General features: G+C 65.8%; 16 protein-coding genes and 1 pseudogene. 14 read left to right on the top strand and 3 right to left on the bottom strand.

The window, feature by feature from the left end; translation table 11 throughout:
* Positions 1-607 (bottom strand): annotated as a pseudogene (locus L286_RS34355) (anthranilate synthase component I); the annotation flags it as partial.
* Between the two features lie 25 nt (positions 608-632).
* A complete protein-coding gene (locus L286_RS34350; protein ID WP_020820976.1) occupies positions 633-2,582 on the bottom strand; it encodes a peptidylprolyl isomerase in 1,950 nt (649 codons plus the stop codon).
* A gap of 193 nt (positions 2,583-2,775) precedes the next feature.
* On the opposite strand from L286_RS34350, the gene tpiA reads away from it, so the two are divergent.
* From tpiA to L286_RS34335, 3 genes are all read left to right on the top strand, one after another.
* Positions 2,776-3,516 carry a triose-phosphate isomerase gene (tpiA, locus tag L286_RS34345; RefSeq protein ID WP_020820975.1) on the top strand — a complete coding sequence of 247 codons (741 nt, stop codon included), beginning with the start codon at positions 2,776-2,778 and terminating at the stop codon, positions 3,514-3,516.
* A gap of 226 nt (positions 3,517-3,742) precedes the next feature.
* The gene (gene secG / locus L286_RS34340; protein ID WP_007689028.1) at positions 3,743-4,120 is read left to right on the top strand and encodes a preprotein translocase subunit SecG; all 378 of its coding nucleotides are present in this window, start codon (positions 3,743-3,745) and stop codon (positions 4,118-4,120) included.
* Between the two features lie 91 nt (positions 4,121-4,211).
* On the top strand, positions 4,212-5,846 hold the full coding sequence (locus L286_RS34335) for a CTP synthase (RefSeq protein ID WP_007689030.1): 1,635 nt from the start codon (positions 4,212-4,214) through the stop codon (positions 5,844-5,846).
* 78 nt (positions 5,847-5,924) lie between these two features.
* On the opposite strand, the gene L286_RS34330 is transcribed toward L286_RS34335, so the two are convergent.
* Positions 5,925-7,070, bottom strand: coding sequence for a PQQ-dependent sugar dehydrogenase (locus tag L286_RS34330; RefSeq protein ID WP_020820974.1), 1,146 nt, complete (start codon positions 7,068-7,070; stop codon positions 5,925-5,927).
* A gap of 167 nt (positions 7,071-7,237) precedes the next feature.
* Here L286_RS34330 and rimP point away from each other — a divergent pair, with 167 nt between their 5' ends.
* The 11 genes from rimP (at position 7,238) to pnp (ending at position 19,047) form a co-directional block, all read left to right on the top strand.
* Positions 7,238-7,762, top strand: coding sequence for a ribosome maturation protein RimP (gene rimP, locus L286_RS34325; protein WP_020820973.1), 525 nt, complete (start codon positions 7,238-7,240; stop codon positions 7,760-7,762).
* A 13-nt stretch (positions 7,763-7,775) separates the two neighbouring features.
* The gene (nusA, locus tag L286_RS34320) at positions 7,776-9,347 is read left to right on the top strand and encodes a transcription termination factor NusA (protein ID WP_007689036.1); all 1,572 of its coding nucleotides are present in this window, start codon (positions 7,776-7,778) and stop codon (positions 9,345-9,347) included.
* A 6-nt stretch (positions 9,348-9,353) separates the two neighbouring features.
* Complete coding sequence (locus L286_RS34315) at positions 9,354-9,587, top strand: tautomerase family protein (RefSeq protein WP_020820972.1); 234 nt, start codon at positions 9,354-9,356, stop codon at positions 9,585-9,587.
* 198 nt (positions 9,588-9,785) lie between these two features.
* On the top strand, positions 9,786-10,442 hold the full coding sequence (locus tag L286_RS34310; RefSeq protein WP_020820971.1) for a DUF448 domain-containing protein: 657 nt from the start codon (positions 9,786-9,788) through the stop codon (positions 10,440-10,442).
* A 70-nt stretch (positions 10,443-10,512) separates the two neighbouring features.
* Positions 10,513-13,101, top strand: a complete 2,589-nt coding sequence (infB, locus tag L286_RS34305; protein WP_020820970.1) for a translation initiation factor IF-2 — start codon at positions 10,513-10,515, stop codon at positions 13,099-13,101.
* A 39-nt stretch (positions 13,102-13,140) separates the two neighbouring features.
* A complete protein-coding gene (gene rbfA / locus L286_RS34300; protein ID WP_031293235.1) occupies positions 13,141-13,542 on the top strand; it encodes a 30S ribosome-binding factor RbfA in 402 nt (133 codons plus the stop codon).
* 168 nt (positions 13,543-13,710) lie between these two features.
* The gene (locus L286_RS34295; RefSeq protein WP_020820968.1) at positions 13,711-14,604 is read left to right on the top strand and encodes an alpha/beta hydrolase family protein; all 894 of its coding nucleotides are present in this window, start codon (positions 13,711-13,713) and stop codon (positions 14,602-14,604) included.
* Positions 14,604-15,185: a thymidine kinase gene (locus tag L286_RS34290; RefSeq protein ID WP_020820967.1), complete on the top strand. Its 582-nt coding sequence runs from the start codon at positions 14,604-14,606 to the stop codon at positions 15,183-15,185. Before L286_RS34295 ends, L286_RS34290 begins: the two co-directional genes overlap by 1 nt.
* 69 nt (positions 15,186-15,254) lie before the next feature.
* A complete protein-coding gene (gene truB / locus L286_RS34285) occupies positions 15,255-16,175 on the top strand; it encodes a tRNA pseudouridine(55) synthase TruB (protein ID WP_020820966.1) in 921 nt (306 codons plus the stop codon).
* 19 nt (positions 16,176-16,194) lie between these two features.
* Positions 16,195-16,464: a 30S ribosomal protein S15 gene (gene rpsO, locus L286_RS34280; protein WP_007689051.1), complete on the top strand. Its 270-nt coding sequence runs from the start codon at positions 16,195-16,197 to the stop codon at positions 16,462-16,464.
* A 258-nt stretch (positions 16,465-16,722) separates the two neighbouring features.
* Positions 16,723-19,047 carry a polyribonucleotide nucleotidyltransferase gene (gene pnp, locus L286_RS34275; RefSeq protein WP_020820965.1) on the top strand — a complete coding sequence of 775 codons (2,325 nt, stop codon included), beginning with the start codon at positions 16,723-16,725 and terminating at the stop codon, positions 19,045-19,047.
* Positions 19,048-19,072 lie beyond the last annotated feature (25 nt).

The following is a 19,072-nucleotide window of genomic DNA, read 5'->3' as shown; positions in this document are numbered from 1 at the left end:
CCGCCAGCTTCGCGGCGACCGCGTCGATCCGCTCCAGCGCCTGCTCAACGGCGCGGTCGGCATCGGCAAAGCTGCCCTTCCACACCGGCGCGACCAGGAACAGCGCGTCGGCCAGCCGGTCGAACACCAATATGACGGTCGGCCGCACGAACAGCATGTCCGGCAGAGCGATAGAATTTTCAGGCGGACGCGGCAGCTTTTCCACCAGCCCGACCGTCTCGTAGCCGAAATAGCCGACCAGGCAGGCCAGAGCGGCCGGCAGCGCCGGGTCGAGTTCCGCCCGGCATTCCGCCACCAGCGCCCGCAAAGCATCCAGCGCGTCGGCGCCTTCCGGCACGAAGGCCTGCCGGTCGGTCGCCCATTGCCGGTTGATCTCCGCCGCATGGCCCTGCGCCCGGAAGACGAGGTCGGGGGCCAGGCCGATCAGGCTGTGACGGCCCCGCACAGCGCCGCCCTCGACCGATTCCAGCAGGAAGTCGCCACGGTCGGCCTCGAACAATTTGAGCGCCGCGGAAATCGGCGTGTCGGTGTCGGCGATCTGGCGCCGCCACACCAGCGCGGATCGACCCGCCGCCAGTGCCTTGCGCGCGCTTTCCATGCCGTCCATTGCCGCCGGTCCCCCTGCGCCCATCTTACTGACCGCCGCCATTGGCGCTGGCCAGCGCGCGCTGGACGGAGGCCACGGCATTGGGGTTGCGCTTGACGCCCAGTTCCTTTTCGACGGCGCGCTCGAACTGCTGGCCATATTCCTGGCCCACCACTTCGCTGAGCTGGTCGCGAACCTGGTTGACCAGCGCCTTGTCGCTGCCCGCGTCGCCGCGCTTGATGCCGTTCAACTGCACCACGAAATAGCCCCGATCCTGCCCGGCGGGCAACGTCTTCACGCTGTTGGTCGCCATGGTGAACAGCATCGCCACCTCGGCGGGCGGACGCTGGCCGTCGCGCATGATGTCGGCGCGGCGGCCGCCCACCACTTGCGGCCTGGGCAGGGCGATGCCGGCGGAGGCGACCGCCTCGTCCAGTTTCATGCCCTTGGCGACCTTGGCGCGGATCTGCTCGGCCAGCGCCTTGGCCTTCTCATTGCCCTGGGCAAGCTTGTACTGCATCGCCACCAGCGGCTTCACCTTGGCGAGCGGCGGCGGCGCGGCGGCCTGGATGTCGCCGGGCGCGGCCAGCGCATAGCGCTTCTCCGCCACGATCGGAACCAGTTGCGCGTCGTCGTCCTGGCTCATGCCGAAGACGGGGGCGAGCAGCGGCTTCACGTCAGCCGGAACCTGATAGGCGGCATCCTCCACCTGCTTGCCGGAGGAGACGAGGAAGGGCGTGGTCTCCAGCTTCAGGCCATTGTCCTTCACCACTTCATCGAAGCTGCCGCCATTGGCGATCTGATCCTCTATCTTGCCGGTGAAGTCGTTGAGCAGCCGCTTTTCCTTCTGCGCGCGCAGCGCGGCGACGATCTCGTCCCGCACCGCCGCCAGGGCGCGGGCCGGGGTCGTCCTGACCGCCGTGACGCGCAGCAGCACCCAGCCCAGCGATCCGCGCAGCGGCCCCGCCAGTTCGCCCTGCTTGGCGGCGAAACCGGCATTGGCGACGGCGGCGGATGCGGCGGAGGCCAGCGCTTCCCGGCTCTGGTCCTTCAGTTCGGAGACGGAGAGGCCGGCCGATTGCGCCGCCGCGGCGAGCGACTTGCCGCCCTTCACCTGGTCCGCGATCGCCTTGGCGGCGGCCTGCGTCGGCAGGATCAACTGCTCGAAGCTGCGGCTTTCCCTCGCGGCATAGGCTGCCTTTTTCTGGTTGTAATAGCTGGCGATTTCCGCATCGGTCGGCTGCGCCGCCTGGGCGAAGCGTTCGGCGTCGATCACCGCATAGCGGATGCGGCGCTGTTCCGGAATGGTGTAGCGCGCCGCATTCTTCCTGTAGAAGTCGTCAAGCTGCGCGTCGGTCGGGTCGGCGATGTCCTTGAAAGCGGTGGCGGGAATGACGGCGATGGTGCCCTGGCGCGCCTCCAGCAGCAGCGAGGCATAGGGCAGCACCATGGAGTCGGTCAGCTTCACGCCGAGTCCCAAGGGGGCAAGCATCTGGCGCTCCAATATCTCCCGGCTGATGTCGTCGCGCAGCGCCTGTTCGGTGATCCGTTCGCGCAGCAGCAATTGCCGGAAATTTTCCTGGCTGAAATTGCCGGCCGCATCCTGGAAGGCGGGGATCTGCGCGATCTGGGCATCGACCAGCCGCTTGGAGATATGGACCTTCTGGTCGCTCGCATATTCCTTCAGCGTCATCGACGCGACAAGCTGGTCATAGACCTGCGCCGCGCCGCCCTGCGCCAGGAAGTCGCCGATCTGCAACCCCGGATTGGACCGGCGCGCATTTTCGAACACGCGCTGCACCCGGTCCTGGAATTCGGTCATGGTGAGGCGCGCTCCGCCCGCCCTGGCCGCGGTTTCGCCGCCGCCCATGGACGATCCGAACTTGCCGCTCGTGATGTCCCCCATGATGAAGGCGGCCGCGATGATCCCCAGGAAGATCAGGGCCGCAAAGGCGCCCAATTTGGAGCGGATGAAACGGCGAAAGACTGAAAGCATGAAGGAAAGTCCGTAAAAGCGGCTTTGATGGCGGCCCGCTTTAAGGGCGGATCGTCGCGTGGGCAAGGGGCGGTGGGGCGCCAAGGCTGGACAAATGCCCGCACGCCGTTCATCGGCTCGGCCAACCCGGCGCGCGGATTGGAGAGCCGCGCCGCAGGGAACCGTGCAGCAATAAGCATAAGGGGAAAGATCGATGAGCAGGCGGAAGCTGGTTGTCGGCAACTGGAAGATGAACGGCCTGCGCGCCCAATTGGGCGAGGTGGAGGCCATTGGCGGGCTGGCGCGCGACTATCCGGCGGCGGAAGTCGGGCTGTGCCTGCCCGCGACGCTGATTTCGGCGGCGAATGGCGTGAAGGGCGCGGCCTTCATCGGCGCGCAGGACTGCCATATGAAGGAAAGCGGCGCGCATACCGGCTGCCTCTCCGCCGCCATGCTGGCCGAAGCCGGGGCAAGCTGGACCATCGTCGGCCATAGCGAGCGGCGGCAGGACCAGGGCGAAACCGACGCGGACATCGCGGCGAAGGCGCTGGCGGCCAAGGCTGCGGGGCTGAAGGTCATCCTCTGCGTGGGCGAAAGCCTGGACGTGCGCGACGCGGGGGATGCGGAGGCGGTGGTTTCGGCGCAACTGCTCGCCTCCTTGCCGGAAGGCGCGGCGTCCGACTGGCTGGCCATCGCCTATGAACCGATCTGGGCCATCGGCACGGGCCGGATCCCCACAATGGAAGCGGTCGCCGCGATGCACGCCGCCCTGCGCGCCGCGCTGGCGAGCCGGATCGGCCCGGATGCCGACGCGATGCGAATCCTCTATGGCGGATCGATGAACGGCGACAATGCGGCGGAGCTTCTGGCGCTGGCCGATGTCGACGGCGGCCTGATCGGCGGCGCGAGCCTGACGGCGGCGAAATTCGCCCCGGTGATCGCGGCGGCGGCCTGACCCCAACAAAAAAATAAGCCCCTCCCTTTCAAGGGAGGGGGAAGGGATGGGTGCGAGCGCAGCGAGCTTCCATGCCATCAACCATGCGATAACGCCGCATGCCGCCGCCCACTCACCTCCAACCCCTCCCGCCTGCGGGAGGGGATAGGACGGGGGCGGTTGCCCCGGCGCGCCATCATCGCTATGTGCGCGTCAACGCACCCTTTACCGGACAGATATTCGTCTCATGTTCACCTTCATCCTCGTCGTGCAGGCCATCGTCGCTGCCCTGCTGGTCACCGTCATCCTGATGCAGAAGTCGGAAGGCGGCGGCCTGGGCGTCGGCGGCAGCCCGGCGGGGTTCATGTCGGCGCGCGGCGCGGCGGACTTCCTGACCCGATCGACCACGGTTCTCGCCGGCATCTTCGTGACGCTGTCGGTCGTGCTCGCGGTGATCGCCTCGATCCAGCACCGGCCGAGCGACATCGACACCTCTCTGGTGAAGCAGGCGCCGGCCGCTCCGGCATCCGGTCCGGCCCCGGCGACCGGCAACGATCCGCTGGCCGGCGCTGCTGGCGCGGCGAGCGGCAATGCCGCCAACGGCGCGGTTCCGCTCGCCAACTAAGCCGCCTTACGGTCATTTCGATCTTTTTTCGCACGCGCGATGATTCGCGCGCTTGCCCAACTCGTTTGTAAAAGGCTAAGCCTCTCCTCCCATGGCGCGGTATATTTTCATCACCGGCGGCGTGGTCTCCTCGCTTGGCAAGGGCCTGATGGCCGCTTCGCTCGCAGCACTGCTGCAGGCGCGAGGTTTCCGTGTGCGCATTCGGAAATTCGATCCCTATCTCAACGTCGATCCGGGCACGATGAGTCCCTATCAGCATGGCGAGGTCTATGTGACCGACGACGGGGCGGAAACCGACCTCGATCTTGGCCATTATGAGCGCTTCACCGGCGTTTCGGCGCGGCAGTCGGACAATGTGACGCAGGGCCGGGTCTATCAGACTATCATCCAGCGCGAACGGCGCGGCGACTATCTGGGCGCGACGGTGCAGGTCATCCCGCACGTCACGGACGAGATCAAGGCCTTCGCCCTCGCCGACTCCGACGACCTCGATTTCGTGCTGTGCGAGATCGGCGGCACGGTGGGCGACATCGAATCGCTCCCCTTCATGGAGGCGATCCGCCAGTTGCATAACGATCTGGGGCGCAACCGCTCCATCTTCGTCCATGTGACGCTGGTCCCCTATATCGCGGCGGCGGGCGAGCTGAAGACCAAGCCGACCCAGCACAGCGTGCGCGAACTGACCTCGCTCGGCATCCAGCCCGACATATTGCTCTGCCGCTGCGAACATCCGCTGCCGGAAAGCGAGCGGCGCAAGATCGCCCTCTTCTGCAATGTCCGTCCCGAAGCGGTCATCCCCGCGCTCGACGCCAGCAGCATCTACGCGGTCCCGACGCAATATCATGCGGAGGGGCTGGACGACGAAGTGCTGCGCGCCTTCGGCATCGAAAACGCCCCCGCGCCCAAGCTGGACCGCTGGCACGACATCATGGACCGGCAGCAGAATCCGGAGGGCGAAGTCACCATCGGCGTCGTCGGCAAATATGTCGGCCTGCCCGATGCCTACAAGTCGCTCTATGAGGCGCTGACCCATGGCGGCTTCGCCAACCGGGTGAAGGTCAACATCAAATGGCTGGACGCCGAACTGTTCGAGGAGGAGGGCGCGGACATCGCCGCCCGCCTGGAACCGATGCACGGCATCCTCGTCCCCGGCGGCTTCGGCGTGCGCGGGTCGGAGGGGAAGATCGCCTCCGTCAAATTCGCCCGCGAACGCAACGTGCCCTTCTTCGGCATTTGCCTCGGCATGCAGATGGCCTGCATAGAGGGGGCGCGGAACACGGCGGGCATCGCCAACGCCTCCACCACCGAATTCGGCGAAACCAGCGAGCCGGTCGTCGGCCTCATCACCGAATGGATGAGCAAGGAAGGCCTGCAGAAGCGCACCGCCGAAACCGACCTTGGCGGCACCATGCGGCTGGGCGCCTATCCGGCGAAGCTCACCGGCAACAGCGTCGTCGCGGGCATCTATGACGCCACCGACATCAGCGAACGGCACCGCCACCGCTATGAGGTGAACGCGGGCTATCGCGAACCGCTGGAAAAGGGCGGGCTGATCTTCTCCGGCATGTCCCCCGACGGCACGCTCCCGGAAATCGTCGAGCGGCCCGACCACCCCTGGTTCGTCGGCGTGCAGTTCCATCCGGAACTCAAATCCAAACCCTTCGACCCGCATCCATTGTTCGCCAGCTTCATCGAAGCGGCGGTCAAGCAAAGCCGGTTGGTGTAAGAGAACGGGGCCAAATAGCCCCGTTTTTCGTTTCGGTTCCACAGGCGCAAGGTGTTCCTGCCTTCGCAGGAACACGGATCACCCCTGGGCAGGCGTCAACTTCAACAACCGCCCCCGCGACCCTTGCCCGCCATCCTCCAGCAGCCAGAGCGCCCCGTCCGGACCTTGCTCCACCTCGCGGATACGCGCGCCCATGTCCCACTGGTCGGCCTTGGCGGCATTCTCCCCGTCCAGCTTCACCCGCACCAGCGCCTCGCTCGACAGCCCGCCGATGAACAGCGAATCCTTCCACTGCGGAAACAGGTCGCCCGAATAATAGACAAGCCCGCCCGGCGAGATCACCGGATTCCACCAGACTTTGGGCGCCTCAAACCCGTCGCCCGCCTTATGATCGGGAATGTCCCGCCCATCATAATGGCTGCCATTGGAGGCGAGGGGATAGCCATAATTCAACCCCGGCTTGATCAGATTGACCTCATCCCCGCCCTTCGGCCCCATCTCCTGCTCCCAGAGCCGCCCGTCCTTGTCGAAGGCGATCCCCAGCAGGTTGCGATGCCCATAGGACCAGACCGCCGGATGAAATCCCTTCGCCGCCAACGGATTGCCCGCCGCCGGGCTTCCATCCAGATTCAACCGCAATACCTTGCCCAAGGTCGATTTCGGATCCTGCGCCGGATCGAATTTCTGCCGCTCGCCATTGGTGAAGAACAGATATTTCCCGTCCGGCGAAAAGGCGATCCGCCCCGAATAATGGCCGTTGCCCTCGACATAGGGGCTGGCGCGGAAAATCACCTTCACCCCGTCCAGCTTGGTCGTCCCGTCGCTCGCCTGCTTGAAAATGCCGCGGGCCAGCGCCACGCCCTTGCCCCCCGGACCCGCCTCGGAGAAGCTGAAATAAACCGTCCCATTCTCCGCAAAGCCGGGCGCGGGCACCACGTCCATCAGCGCGCCCTGACCTGCGCTGTCCACCGGCGGAATCCCCGCGACGGGAATTTTCGTCCCGTTCTTCGGATCGAACAGGATCATCTCGCCCGCCTTCTCCGTCACCAGCATCCGCCCGTCCGGCAGGAAGGTCATCGCCCAGGGAGACTCGAAATCCGCGATCACCGAGGTCTTGAACGGCTTTTCCGGGGCCGCATTCTGCCCTGCGGCATTGTCCGCCGAACAGGCGATCGGGGTCATGCTGAGGGTGAGGGGCAGGGCGGTCAGGGCGAAATGGCGCATCTTTTTCCTCCTCGTCGGACGATGAAATGTTCCGCGACAAATAATGTTGCAGCTTTGCGGCATTCTGCCTATATCGCGCTTGCTTCCTTACATCGTCAAACATGTCGGGGTCGCGGGCGAAACGCCTGCGGCAACAGGGAAGCTGCATATTTGCTTGTGGAGACTTCATGGCGGACATCGCCGAACTGACAGCCCTGATCGAACCGGAGGTGAAGGCCCTGGGCTTCGACCTCGTGCGCATCAAGCTGTTCGGGTCGGGTGACGAATATACGCTTCAGATCATGGCGGAGCGCCCGGAAACGAAGCAACTCGTCATAGAGGATTGCGCCGCCATCTCCCGCCGCCTCTCGGACGTGCTGGACGAGGCCGACCCGATCGAGGAGGCCTATCGGCTGGAGGTCAGCTCGCCGGGCATCGACCGCCCGCTGACCCGCATCACCGATTTCCTCGAATGGGCTGGGCATGAGGCGAAGATCGCCGCCACCGAAACCGTCTCCGGCCGCAAGAGCTTCCGGGGCGTGCTGAAAGGCGTGGAGGGCGAGGACATTTTGTTCGCCGACGCCAAGGCCGGGGACGTCGCCATCCCCTTCGCGCTGGTGGGCGATGCCAAGCTGATACTGACCGACGCGCTGATTGCTGCTAGTATGCCGCTCTCCTCCGATGGGGCGGACGAGTTCGAAACCGAAGAGTAAGGGTTTAACGATCATGGCCAACGCCATTTCCGCCAACAAGGCCGAACTGCTCGCCATCGCCAATTCGGTGGCCAGCGAAAAGATGATCGACAAGGCCATCGTCATAGAGGCGATGGAAGACGCGATCCAGCGCGCCGCCCGCGCCCGCTACGGCGCGGAAAACGACATCCGTGCCAAGCTGGACCCGGAAACCGGCGATCTGCGCTTGTGGCGCGTGGTCGAAGTGGTCGAGGTCGTGGACGATTATTTCAAGCAGGTCGACCTGCGCCAGGCGCAGAAGCTGAAGAAGGACGCCGTGATCGGCGACTTCATCGTCGACCCGCTGCCTCCTATCGACCTGGGCCGCATCGACGCCCAGTCGGCCAAGCAGGTGATCTTCCAGAAGGTCCGCGACGCCGAGCGCGAGCGCCAGCATGAGGAATTCAAGGACCGCGTGGGTGAAATCATCACCGGCGTCGTCAAGTCGGTCGAATTCGGCCATGTCGTGGTGAACCTTGGCCGCGCCGAGGGCGTCATCCGCCGCGACCAGCAGATCCCCCGCGAAGTGGTCCGCGTCGGCGACCGCATCCGCTCGGTGATCCTGAACGTGCGCCGCGAAAATCGCGGGCCGCAGATTTTCCTCAGCCGCGCCCATCCCGAATTCATGAAGAAGCTGTTTGCGCAGGAAGTGCCCGAAATCTACGACGGCGTGATCGAGATCAAGGCCGCCGCCCGCGATCCGGGCAGCCGCGCCAAGATCGGCGTCATCAGCCGCGATTCGAGCATCGACCCGGTCGGCGCCTGCGTCGGCATGAAGGGCAGCCGTGTGCAGGCCGTCGTGCAGGAAATGCAGGGCGAGAAGATCGACATCATCCCCTGGTCGGAAGACACGGCGACCTTCGTCGTCAACGCACTCCAGCCCGCGCAGGTCGCGCGCGTCGTCATCGACGAGGAGGAGGAGCGGATCGAGGTCGTCGTTCCCGACGATCAGCTTTCGCTCGCAATCGGCCGCCGCGGCCAGAATGTCCGCCTCGCCAGCCAGCTCACCGGCAAGGCCATCGACATCATGACTGAGGCCGATGCGTCCGAAAAGCGCCAGAAGGAATTTGTCGCCCGCTCCGAGATGTTCCAGAACGAACTGGACGTGGACGAAACCCTCTCGCAGCTTCTGGTGGCAGAGGGCTTCGGCGAACTGGAAGAAGTCGCCTATGTCGGCGTCGAGGAACTGGCCGCGATCGAGGGCTTCGACGAAGACCTAGCCGCCGAATTGCAGAGCCGCGCCCAGGAAGCGCTGGACCGCCGCGAAGCCGCCGCCCGCGAGGAACGCCAGGCGCTGGGCGTCGAGGACGCGCTGGCCGACATGCCGCACCTCACCGAAGCCATGCTGGTGACGCTGGGCAAGGCGGGCATCAAGACGCTGGACGATCTGGCCGATCTCGCCACCGACGAACTGGTTGCGAAGAAGCGCGTCGACCAGCGCCGCCGCCGCGAGAACAAGGAAGAGGACAAGGGCGGCATATTGGCCGAATATGGCCTCACCGAGGAACAGGGCAATGAGATCATCATGGCCGCCCGCGCCCACTGGTTCGAAGGCGAGGAAGCGTAAGCGCAGATGCCCTTCGTAGACATCCGTCTGGCCGGAAACGCCACCCGCGAGCAGAAGGCGGCCATCGTCGCCGACGTCACCCGGTCGCTTGTCGAGCGGCTGGGGAAGTCGCCTGCCGCCGTTCAGGTGGTGATTTCCGGGATTTCGACGGAAAATTACGGCGCAGGCGGCCAACTCATTGCCGACCGCGACGCGCCCAAAGCAGGGGAGGACGCCCATGCCGCGGTCACTTCCCGATGAGAGGTTAAGCTCGCCCCATAGCGCTACCCTACCAACTCCCCTCCCTTCCAGAGAGGGGTTGATCGGAGTCACGTGCCTCCGATCAAGGGTGGGTGCGATTGCATCAGCAATCGCCAGCAACGGCGATTGGGCGAGGGCGGATGCGCGCTACGCGCGACCCACCCCCAACCCCTCCCTGGAAGGGAGGGGAGAAAAAGCATGACCGAACGCAAATGCATCCTGTCCGGCGACCGCGCCGACCCGGAGATGCTGGTGCGCCTCGCCTGCGGCCCGAACGGCGAAATCCTGCCCGACATCCGCGCCAAGGCCCCCGGCCGCGGCGCCTGGATCGGCGTTACCCGCGCCGAACTCGAACAGACCCTCGCCAAGGGCAAGCTCAAGGGCGCGCTCGCCCGCGCCTTCAAGACCGGCGACCTGCACATCCCCGACACGCTGCCCGCGCTGATCGAGGACGGCCTGCGCAAGGCGCTGCTCGACCGCCTGGGGCTGGAGGCGAAGGCGTCCATGGTCCTGACCGGCTCCGAAAAGATCGATGTCGCCTGCCGCAAGGGCGACGTCACGCTGCTGCTCCACGCCGCCGACGCGGCCGCTGACGGCAACCGGAAGCTGGACCAGGCGCTCCGCGTCGGACAGGAGGCCGAGGGCACGGATTTGGCGGGCATCGTCTTGCCTGTGGACCGACACGCCCTATCTATGGCAATGGGGCGGGACAATGTCGTCCATATCGCGGTGACCGACTCGCGTGCGGCGTCACGTCTGCGCGGCGCCATAGGCCGCTTGGAAAGCTATCTGGGTTGCGCTAACGGAGCGCCGGTGCATGGGGAGCGTGACTCCGCAGGGGCACTGGGCGCCTGAGGTAGCATTGGAATGAAGGCGCCGACGGGCCTTGCCGGTCGGGTTGATGTGAAGGGTATAGTTCAGTCGTATGAGTGACAGCAAGGAAGACAAGCCGGTTCTGGGCCGCAAGCCGCTGGGGATCAAGCGCACGGTCGAGTCCGGTCAGGTGCAGCAGCAGTTCAGCCATGGCCGCAAGAATACGGTCGTGGTCGAGGTGAAGCGGCGCCGCATCCTGGGCAAGCCGGGCGAAGCCGGCCACGCTGCGCCTGAGCCGCAGGCCGATCCCACGCCCGTTGCTGCCGCGCCTTCGACGCAGCCGCCGCAGGCCCGCGCGCCGCAGCCGGCCCCCGCCCGTCCGGCGCCGCCGCAAAGCCTGATGTCGCGTCAGGAATTGCAGGCGAAGCTGCTGCGCGAGGCCGAGGAAGCCCGCATGTCCGCGCTGGAGGAAGCGCGCCGCCGCGAAGACGCCCAGCGCCTTGCCGCGAGCGAGGAGGAAAAGCGCCGCGCCGAGGAAAACCGCCAGGCTACCGAAGCGGCCGAGGTCGAAACCACGCGTCAGCCCGAAGTCGAGACCGGGCCGGCCGAGGAAGCCGCCAGGGCGCCTGTCGAGGAATCCGGGTCGACCGCCGCTGATGTTCCGGTCGACGCCGCGCCCTCCGCCGCCGAGCCGAAGTCCGCCGCCTCGACCGCCATGCCGCCGCCGCGCCGCTTCACGCCGGTCGCGCCGGTCAAGCGCCCCGAACCGGCCAAGCCTGACCGCGCCAAGCGCGGCGACGACAATCGCCGCCAGGCCGGCAAGCTCACCGTCACCCGCGCCCTTGCGGATGACGACAGCGCCCGCGCCCGCAGCCTCGCCGCGCTGAAGCGCGCCCGCGAGAAGGAACGTCGCGCCCATTATTCCGGCGGCGCCCAGCAGCGCGAGAAGCAGACGCGCGACGTGGTCGTGCCGGAAAGCATCACCGTCCAGGAACTGGCCAACCGCATGGCCGAAAAGGGCGCGGACCTGGTGAAGGCCCTGTTCAAGATGGGCACCGCCGTCACGCTCAACCAGCCGATCGACCAGGATACGGCGGAACTGCTGGTCGAGGAATTCGGCCACCGTATCCAGCGCGTGTCCGACGCCGACGTCGAAATCGGCATGGAGGGCGAGGTCGACGCGCCCGAAACGCTTAAAGCCCGTCCGCCGGTCGTGACCATCATGGGCCATGTCGACCATGGCAAGACGTCGTTGCTCGACGCGTTGCGCGGCACCAACGTCGTGTCGGGCGAAAGCGGCGGCATCACCCAGCATATCGGCGCCTATCAGGTGAAGACGAAGGGCGGCGACACCATCACCTTCCTCGACACGCCGGGCCACGAGGCCTTTTCGGAAATGCGCGCGCGCGGCGCCAACGTCACCGACATCGTCATCCTGGTGGTGGCGGCGGACGACGGGCTGATGCCCCAGACCATCGAGGCCATCAACCACACCAAGGCCGCCGGCGTGCCGATGATCGTCGCGATCAACAAGGTCGACAAGCCCGAAGCCAATCCCCAGCGTATCCGCGAACGCCTGCTCGAACATGAGATCGTGGTCGAGGATATGGGCGGCGAAACGCAGGACGTGGAGGTTTCCGCGCTCAAGCGGACGGGCCTCGACGATCTGCTCGACAAGATCATGCTCCAGGCCGAACTGCTCGAACTGACCGCCAATCCCGACCGCGCCGCCGAAGGCAATGTGGTCGAGGCGCAGCTGGACAAGGGCCGCGGCGCGGTCGCCACCGTGCTGGTGCGCAAGGGCACGCTCAAGATCGGCGACACCTTCGTCATCGGGTCGGAAAGCGGCAAGGTCCGCGCAATGATCAACGACAAGGGCCAGAATGTGAAGACCGCCGGTCCCTCGACCCCGGTCGAGGTTCTGGGCCTGTCCGGCGTGCCGATGGCGGGCGACCAGCTCACCGTCGTCGAGAACGAGGCCCGCGCCCGCGAAGTCGCCGCCTATCGCCAGGAACAGGCGACCAAGAAGCGCACCACGGCCGCCCCGACGAGCTTTGAACATATGTTCTCGGCGCTGAACACCAAGGTCATCGAATATCCGGTGGTGGTGAAGGGCGACGTGCAGGGTTCGGTGGAAGCGATCGTCTCGTCGCTGAACCGCATCTCGACCGACGAGATCAAGGTCCGCATCCTGCATTCGGGCGTCGGCGCGATCACTGAAAGCGACGTCACGCTGGCGGCCGCCAGCCGCGCCCCGCTGATCGGCTTCAACGTGCGCCCCAATGCCAAGGCGCGCCAGTTGGCGGAGCGCGAGAAGATCTCGCTGCGCTATTATGACGTGATCTACGACCTGCTTGAGGAAGTTCGCGGCGAAATGGCTGGCCAGTTGGCGCCGGAACGCATCGAAACCATCGTCGGCCGGGCCGAGGTGCTTCAGGTCTTCCCGGCGGGCAAGAAGGACAAGGCGGCGGGCCTGCTCGTCCTCGAAGGCATCATCCGCAAGGGTCTGGCAGCGCGCCTCACCCGCGAGGATGTCATCGTGTCGCGCACCCACATCGCCTCGCTCCGCCGCTTCAAGGACGACGTCTCCGAAGTCCGCGCAGGCATGGAATGCGGCGCGGTGCTCCAGGACACCAACGACATCAAGCCCGGCGACACGCTGGAACTGTTCGAGGTCGAGGAACGCGCCCGCACGCTGTGATCCATGTTCCCCCTCCCGCTTGCGGGAGGGGAGGATATGATGCCCGCTCCCAATGAAGGCCCCTCCGTCCGGCTCCTCCGCGTGGGCGAACAGGTGCGCCATGTCCTGTCCGACATCCTCCAGCGCGGTGACGTGCATGACGATGTCCTCGCCAGCCATGTGGTCAGCGTCACCGAAGTCCTCATGTCCCCCGACCTGCGCCACGCGACTGTCTTCATCAAATCGCTGCTCGGCCAGGATGAGGAGGCTGTGCTGAAGGCTCTGCGCACCAACACCGCCTTTCTCCAGCGGGAGGTCGCGACCCGCATCCGCCTCAAATATGCGGCGAAGCTCAAATTCCTGGCGGACGAAAGCTTCGACGAGGGCAGCCATATCGACAAGCTGCTCCGCGACCCCAAGGTAGCCCGCGACCTGGAGCAGCCGGAAATCGAGGAGGATTAAGCGCGACGTGCTCCTGCGAAGGCAGGAGCCTAGTCCAGGCGGCAGAACTGGGCTCCTGCCTTCGCAGGAGCACATTGCGCTTGATCGAAAGTCTTTTTCCACCGTCGACGTGACGGCGCAGCCCCGCTAACAGCTTCTCTCCGGCAGGAGCAAAAGGGGCAGAGGCGCATGAAAAAGATCGGCATATTGGCAGGCGCGCTGACGCTGGCCATACCCGCCGCCGCCAAGGAAGCGCCTATCCACCCCGCCGTCACCAGCGACCCCGCGCCCGACGCTGCCTATCCCGCCGCCATGAGCGCCTTCACCATCCCCTCCGAAGACGGCGCGCTCAACACGGTCCTCTACACCGCCGCCGGTTCCGGCCTGCACCCGACGCTGCTCCTCCTCCACGGCTTCCCCGGCAACGAGCAGAATCTGGACCTTGCCCAGGCCGCCCGCCGCGCCGGATGGAATGTCCTGACCCTCCATTATCGCGGCAGTTGGGGCAGCCCCGGCAGCTTCTCCTTCACCCACGCCTCCGAAGACGCCTGGAACGCCCTGCAATATCTTCAGCAATCCGCCACCGTCGCCCGATACCGCATTGATACCAGCGCCATCGTTGTCGCGGGTCACAGCATGGGCGGCTTCATGGCCGCCGATGTCGCCGCCGCCGAACCCCATGTCGCGGGCCTCTTCCTGATCGACCCCTGGGATCCGTCCGAAACCGCCGCCGCGCTCTCCACCCCGGAGGGCGAGGCCGCCTGGAAAGCCGAAGTCGCCAGCGACCTGCCGCCCCTGCACGGCGCCACCTATGACAGCCTGACCACGGAAATCCGTGCCGACACGGAAAAATTCGACCTCGGCCGCAAGCTGGTGGGCTATGGCCGCCGCCCGCTCGTCATCATCGGGGCGGAACGCGGCATCGGGGCCATGGCGCGCAAGGTCACCGCCGACGCGCAATCCGCCAATCCCGACACGCGGCTGATGGTCTGGCCGACCGACCACAGCTTCTCCGACAAGCGCATCGCCCTGGCCGACGCGCTCGTCCGCTTCCTCAAGCAGATCGCGCCGATGGCCCGCTGATGGCCAAGCTCTATTTCTACTATAGCTCGATGAACGCGGGCAAATCGACGACCCTGCTGCAATCCAGCTTCAACTATCGCGAGCGCGGCATGGAAACCATGTTGTGGACCGCCGCGATAGACGACCGCTACGAACGGGGCCTGATCGTCTCGCGCATCGGGCTGGAGGCGAAGGCGCATCTGTTCGACGCCGCGACCGACCTGTTTGCGCCCATCTCCGCCCAGCATGCCCGGACGCCCCTGTCCTGCGTGCTGGTGGATGAGGCGCAGTTCCTGAACGCCGACCAGGTCTGGCAGCTTGCGGCGGTGGCCGACCGGCTGGCCATCCCCGTCCTCTGCTACGGCATCCGCACCGATTTCCAGGGGCAATTGTTCGAAGGCAGCGCCGCGCTGCTCGGCCTGGCCGACACGCTGACGGAGATCAAGACGATCTGCGAATGCGGGCGGAAGGCGACCATGAACCTGCGCGTGGATGGGGAAGGGCGCCCGATCCGCGAAGGCGAACAGACCGAAATCGGCGGAAACGACCGCTATGTCGCGCTCTGCCGCCGCCATTTCGTGGAAAAGCGCTCCGCTCGCTGACCACCGCAAATGCCGTGACCGTCCAGGAAGGGCTGACAACCGGCGACAGGAGGGCTAGAGCGCGCCGCCATGCACGGCTGGATCATCTTCGACAAACCCCATGGCCTCGGCTCGACGCAGGCCGTCAGCGCGGTAAAGCGCGCCCTGCGCGTCAGCGGCGCGGGCAAGTGGAAGGTCGGCCATGGCGGCACGCTCGATCCGCTGGCGACCGGCGTGCTGCCCATCGCGGTAGGGGAGGCGACCAAGCTCGCCGGGCGGATGCTCGACAGCGACAAAATCTATGATTTCACCGTCCGTTTCGGCGTCCAGACGGACACGCTGGACCTGGAGGGCAAGGAAATCGCCGCCAGTGACCATCGCCCGACGCTGGCCGATGTGGAGGCGATATTGCCCTGCTTCACCGGCCCCATCGAACAGGCGCCCCCCGCCTACAGCGCCATCCTGATCGACGGCCGGCGCGCCTACGACCTCGCCCGCAAGGGGGAGGATGTGGAGATGAAGACCCGCGCCGTCACCATCCACGCTCTCGTCATCAAGGGACAAGAGGCGGAAGGGCCAGAGATCGGGACAAGGGGGCTCGCCTCCGTCACCCTCCGCGCCCATGTCTCCAAGGGCACCTATATCCGCTCCCTCGCCCGCGACATCGCGCTCGCGCTCGGCACGGTCGGCCATGTCACCATGCTCCGCCGCGTCAAGGCAGGGCCGTTCACCCTGGAATCCGCGATTTCGCTGGACAAATTGGACAAAGCTGCTAGGGGCGGCGGCATCGCGCAGCTTATGCTGCCGTTGACCGCAGGGCTGGACGACATCCCGGCTCTCGCAGTCTCTCCCGACGAAGCGCTGGCTCTCCGACAGGGGAAGGTGCTTGTGGGGAAACCGCATACCGGTCTCATGCTGGCGATGGAGGGCGCAACGCCCGTCGCGCTGGTGGAGGCCAGTGGCCCAGAACCCCTTAGGGAAATCCGGGTGGTGCGCGGCTTCAATCTCTAGATGTTACGAAAGGAAGCCGATGTCGATTACTGCCGAGCGCAAGGAAGCGCTGATCAAGGAACATGCCCGTGCCGAGGGCGACACAGGTTCGCCGGAAGTCCAGGTTGCGATCCTCTCGGAGCGCATCGCCAACCTGACCGAGCATTTCAAGGGTCATCACAAGGATAACCACAGCCGTCGCGGCCTGCTGATGCTGGTCAACAAGCGCCGTTCGCTGCTGGATTACCTGAAGAAGAAGGATGGGGCGCGCTACACCGACCTCATCGCCAAGCTGGGCCTGCGCAAGTGACCCAATAAGTTCGGCCCGCTTCGGCGGGCCGATTACGTTTGGGTCATCCCCGCGCAGGCGGGGATCCAGGGTTCCGGGCGCTGTGTTTGGAACCCTGGGCTCCGGCTTCCGCCGGAGCACGTTAAAATGGATGGTCGCGCAATCCGGTGCGATCGTCCGGTCAAAGGGGTTGATCATTACCCCAAACCGCCGCGCGCCGGATAGCGCGCAGACAGGCCCCGCCCGGCAATAGGGCCAGGCGGGCGAAGGAAAAAACCAATGTTCGATGTAAAGAAGGTATCAATCGAGCTGGGCGGCAAGACCCTCACGCTCGAAACCGGCCGCATTGCGCGTCAGGCCGACGCCGCCGTGCTGGCGACCTATGGCGAAACCGTGGTGCTGTGCGCCGTGACCGCTGCCAAGTCGGTGAAGGAAGGACAGGACTTCTTCCCGCTGACCGTCCATTATCAGGAAAAATATTCGGCCGCCGGTCGCATTCCGGGCGGCTTCTTCAAGCGCGAGCGCGGCGCGACGGAAAAGGAAACGCTGGTTTCCCGCCTGATCGACCGCCCGGTCCGCCCGCTCTTCCCCGAAGGTTTCTATAATGAAATCAACGTCATTGCCCAGGTTCTGAGCTTCGACGGCGAAAGCGAGCCCGACATCGTGGCGATGATCGCCGCCTCGGCCGCGCTGACCCTGTCGGGCGTGCCCTTCCTGGGTCCGATCGGCGCCGCCCGCGTCGGCTACAAGGATGGCGAATATCAGCTCAACCCCTCGCTGGACGAAGTGAAGACCGGCGAACTCGACCTGGTCGTCGCCGCCACCGGCAATGCGGTGATGATGGTCGAATCCGAAGCCAAGGAGCTTTCGGAAGACGTGATGCTCGGCGCCGTCCTCTTCGCCCATGAAGCGTCGAAGAAGGTCGTCAACGCGATCATCGACCTCGCCGAAAAGGCCGCGAAGGATCCGTGGGACGTCGCCAAGGGCGACAATCTCGACGACCTCAAGAAGAAGCTCAAGAAGCTGATCGGCAAGGACATCGCGGCCGCCTACAAGCTGACCGACAAGTCCGCCCGTTCGAGCGCGATCAACGCCGCCCGCGACAAGGCCAAGGCCTTTTTCGCGGAAGAGGGTCTGGACGCCCAGACCGTCATGGCCGGCATCAAGCTGACCAAGAAGCTGGAGGCGGAGATCGTCCGCACAGCCATCCTCAAGGAAGGCAAGCGCATCGACGGCCGCACCACCACGCAGATCCGTCCGATCGAGGCGATGGTGGGCTTCCTGCCGCGCACCCATGGTTCGGCGCTGTTCACCCGCGGCGAAACGCAGGCGATCTGCACCACCACGCTTGGCACCAAGGACGCCGAGCAGATGATCGACGGCCTGACCGGCCTCCACTATGAAAGCTTCATGCTGCACTATAACTTCCCGCCCTATTCGGTCGGCGAAGTGGGTCGCTTCGGCGCGCCGGGCCGTCGCGAAGTCGGCCATGGCAAGCTCGCATGGCGCGCCCTGCACCCCGTGCTGCCCAGCAAGGAGGAATTCCCCTACACGATCCGCGTCCTCAGCGACATCACCGAGTCCAACGGATCGTCCTCGATGGCGACGGTCTGCGGCGGTTCGCTCTCGATGATGGATGCCGGCGTGCCCTTGAAGCGTCCCGTCTCCGGCATCGCCATGGGCCTGATCCTGGAAGGCAAGGAGTTCGCGGTCATCAGCGACATCCTGGGCGATGAGGATCACCTCGGCGACATGGACTTCAAGGTGGCGGGCACGGAAGCGGGCATCACCACCATGCAGATGGACATCAAGGTCGCCGGCATCACGCAGGAAATCTTCGAAGTCGCGCTGCGCCAGGCAAAGGAAGGCCGCGCCCACATCCTGGGTGAGATGAGCAAGGCCCTGTCCTCGACCCGCACCGAACTGAGCGCGCACGCTCCGCGCATCGAGACGATCCAGATCGACAAGTCGAAGATCCGGGACGTCATCGGCACCGGCGGCAAGGTCATCCGCGAGATCGTCGCGGAAACCGGCGCGAAGGTCGACATCGACGACGAGGGCATCATCAAGATCAGCTCGTCCGACATCAACCAGATCGAAGCCGCCAAGAAGTGGATCCTCGGCATCGTCGAGGAAGCGGAAGTCGGCAAGATCTACACCGGCAAGGTCGTCAACATCGTCGACTTCGGCGCGTTCGTGAACTTCATGGGCGGCAAGGACGGCCTCGTCCACGTCTCCGAAATGAAGAATGAGCGCGTGGAAAAGCCGACCGACGTCGTGTCGGAAGGCCAGGAAGTGAAGGTCAAGGTTCTCGAAATCGACCCGCGCGGCAAGGTTCGCCTGTCCATGCGCGTCGTCGATCAGGAAACCGGCGAGGAACTGGAGGACACCCGTCCCCCGCGCGAACCCCGTGGCGACCGCGGCGAAGGCCGTGGGGACCGTGGCCGTGGCCCGCGCCGTGACGGCGGCGACCGTGGCGGACGCGGTGGCGACCGGGGCGGTGATCGCGGCCCCCGCCGTGATCGCGGCCCGCGTGGCGAAGGCGGCAGGGGCGGCGACGACGGCTCCAACGCCGGTCTGCCCGATTTCCTGACCCAGGACTGATCGCGGCCCTCAGCCGACAAGCAAA

Source organism: Sphingobium sp. HDIP04 (assembly GCF_000445085.1).
GTDB lineage: Bacteria > Pseudomonadota > Alphaproteobacteria > Sphingomonadales > Sphingomonadaceae > Sphingobium > Sphingobium indicum.
Note: the sequence above shows the minus strand (reverse complement) of the source record. Positions and strands in the feature narration are given on the sequence as shown.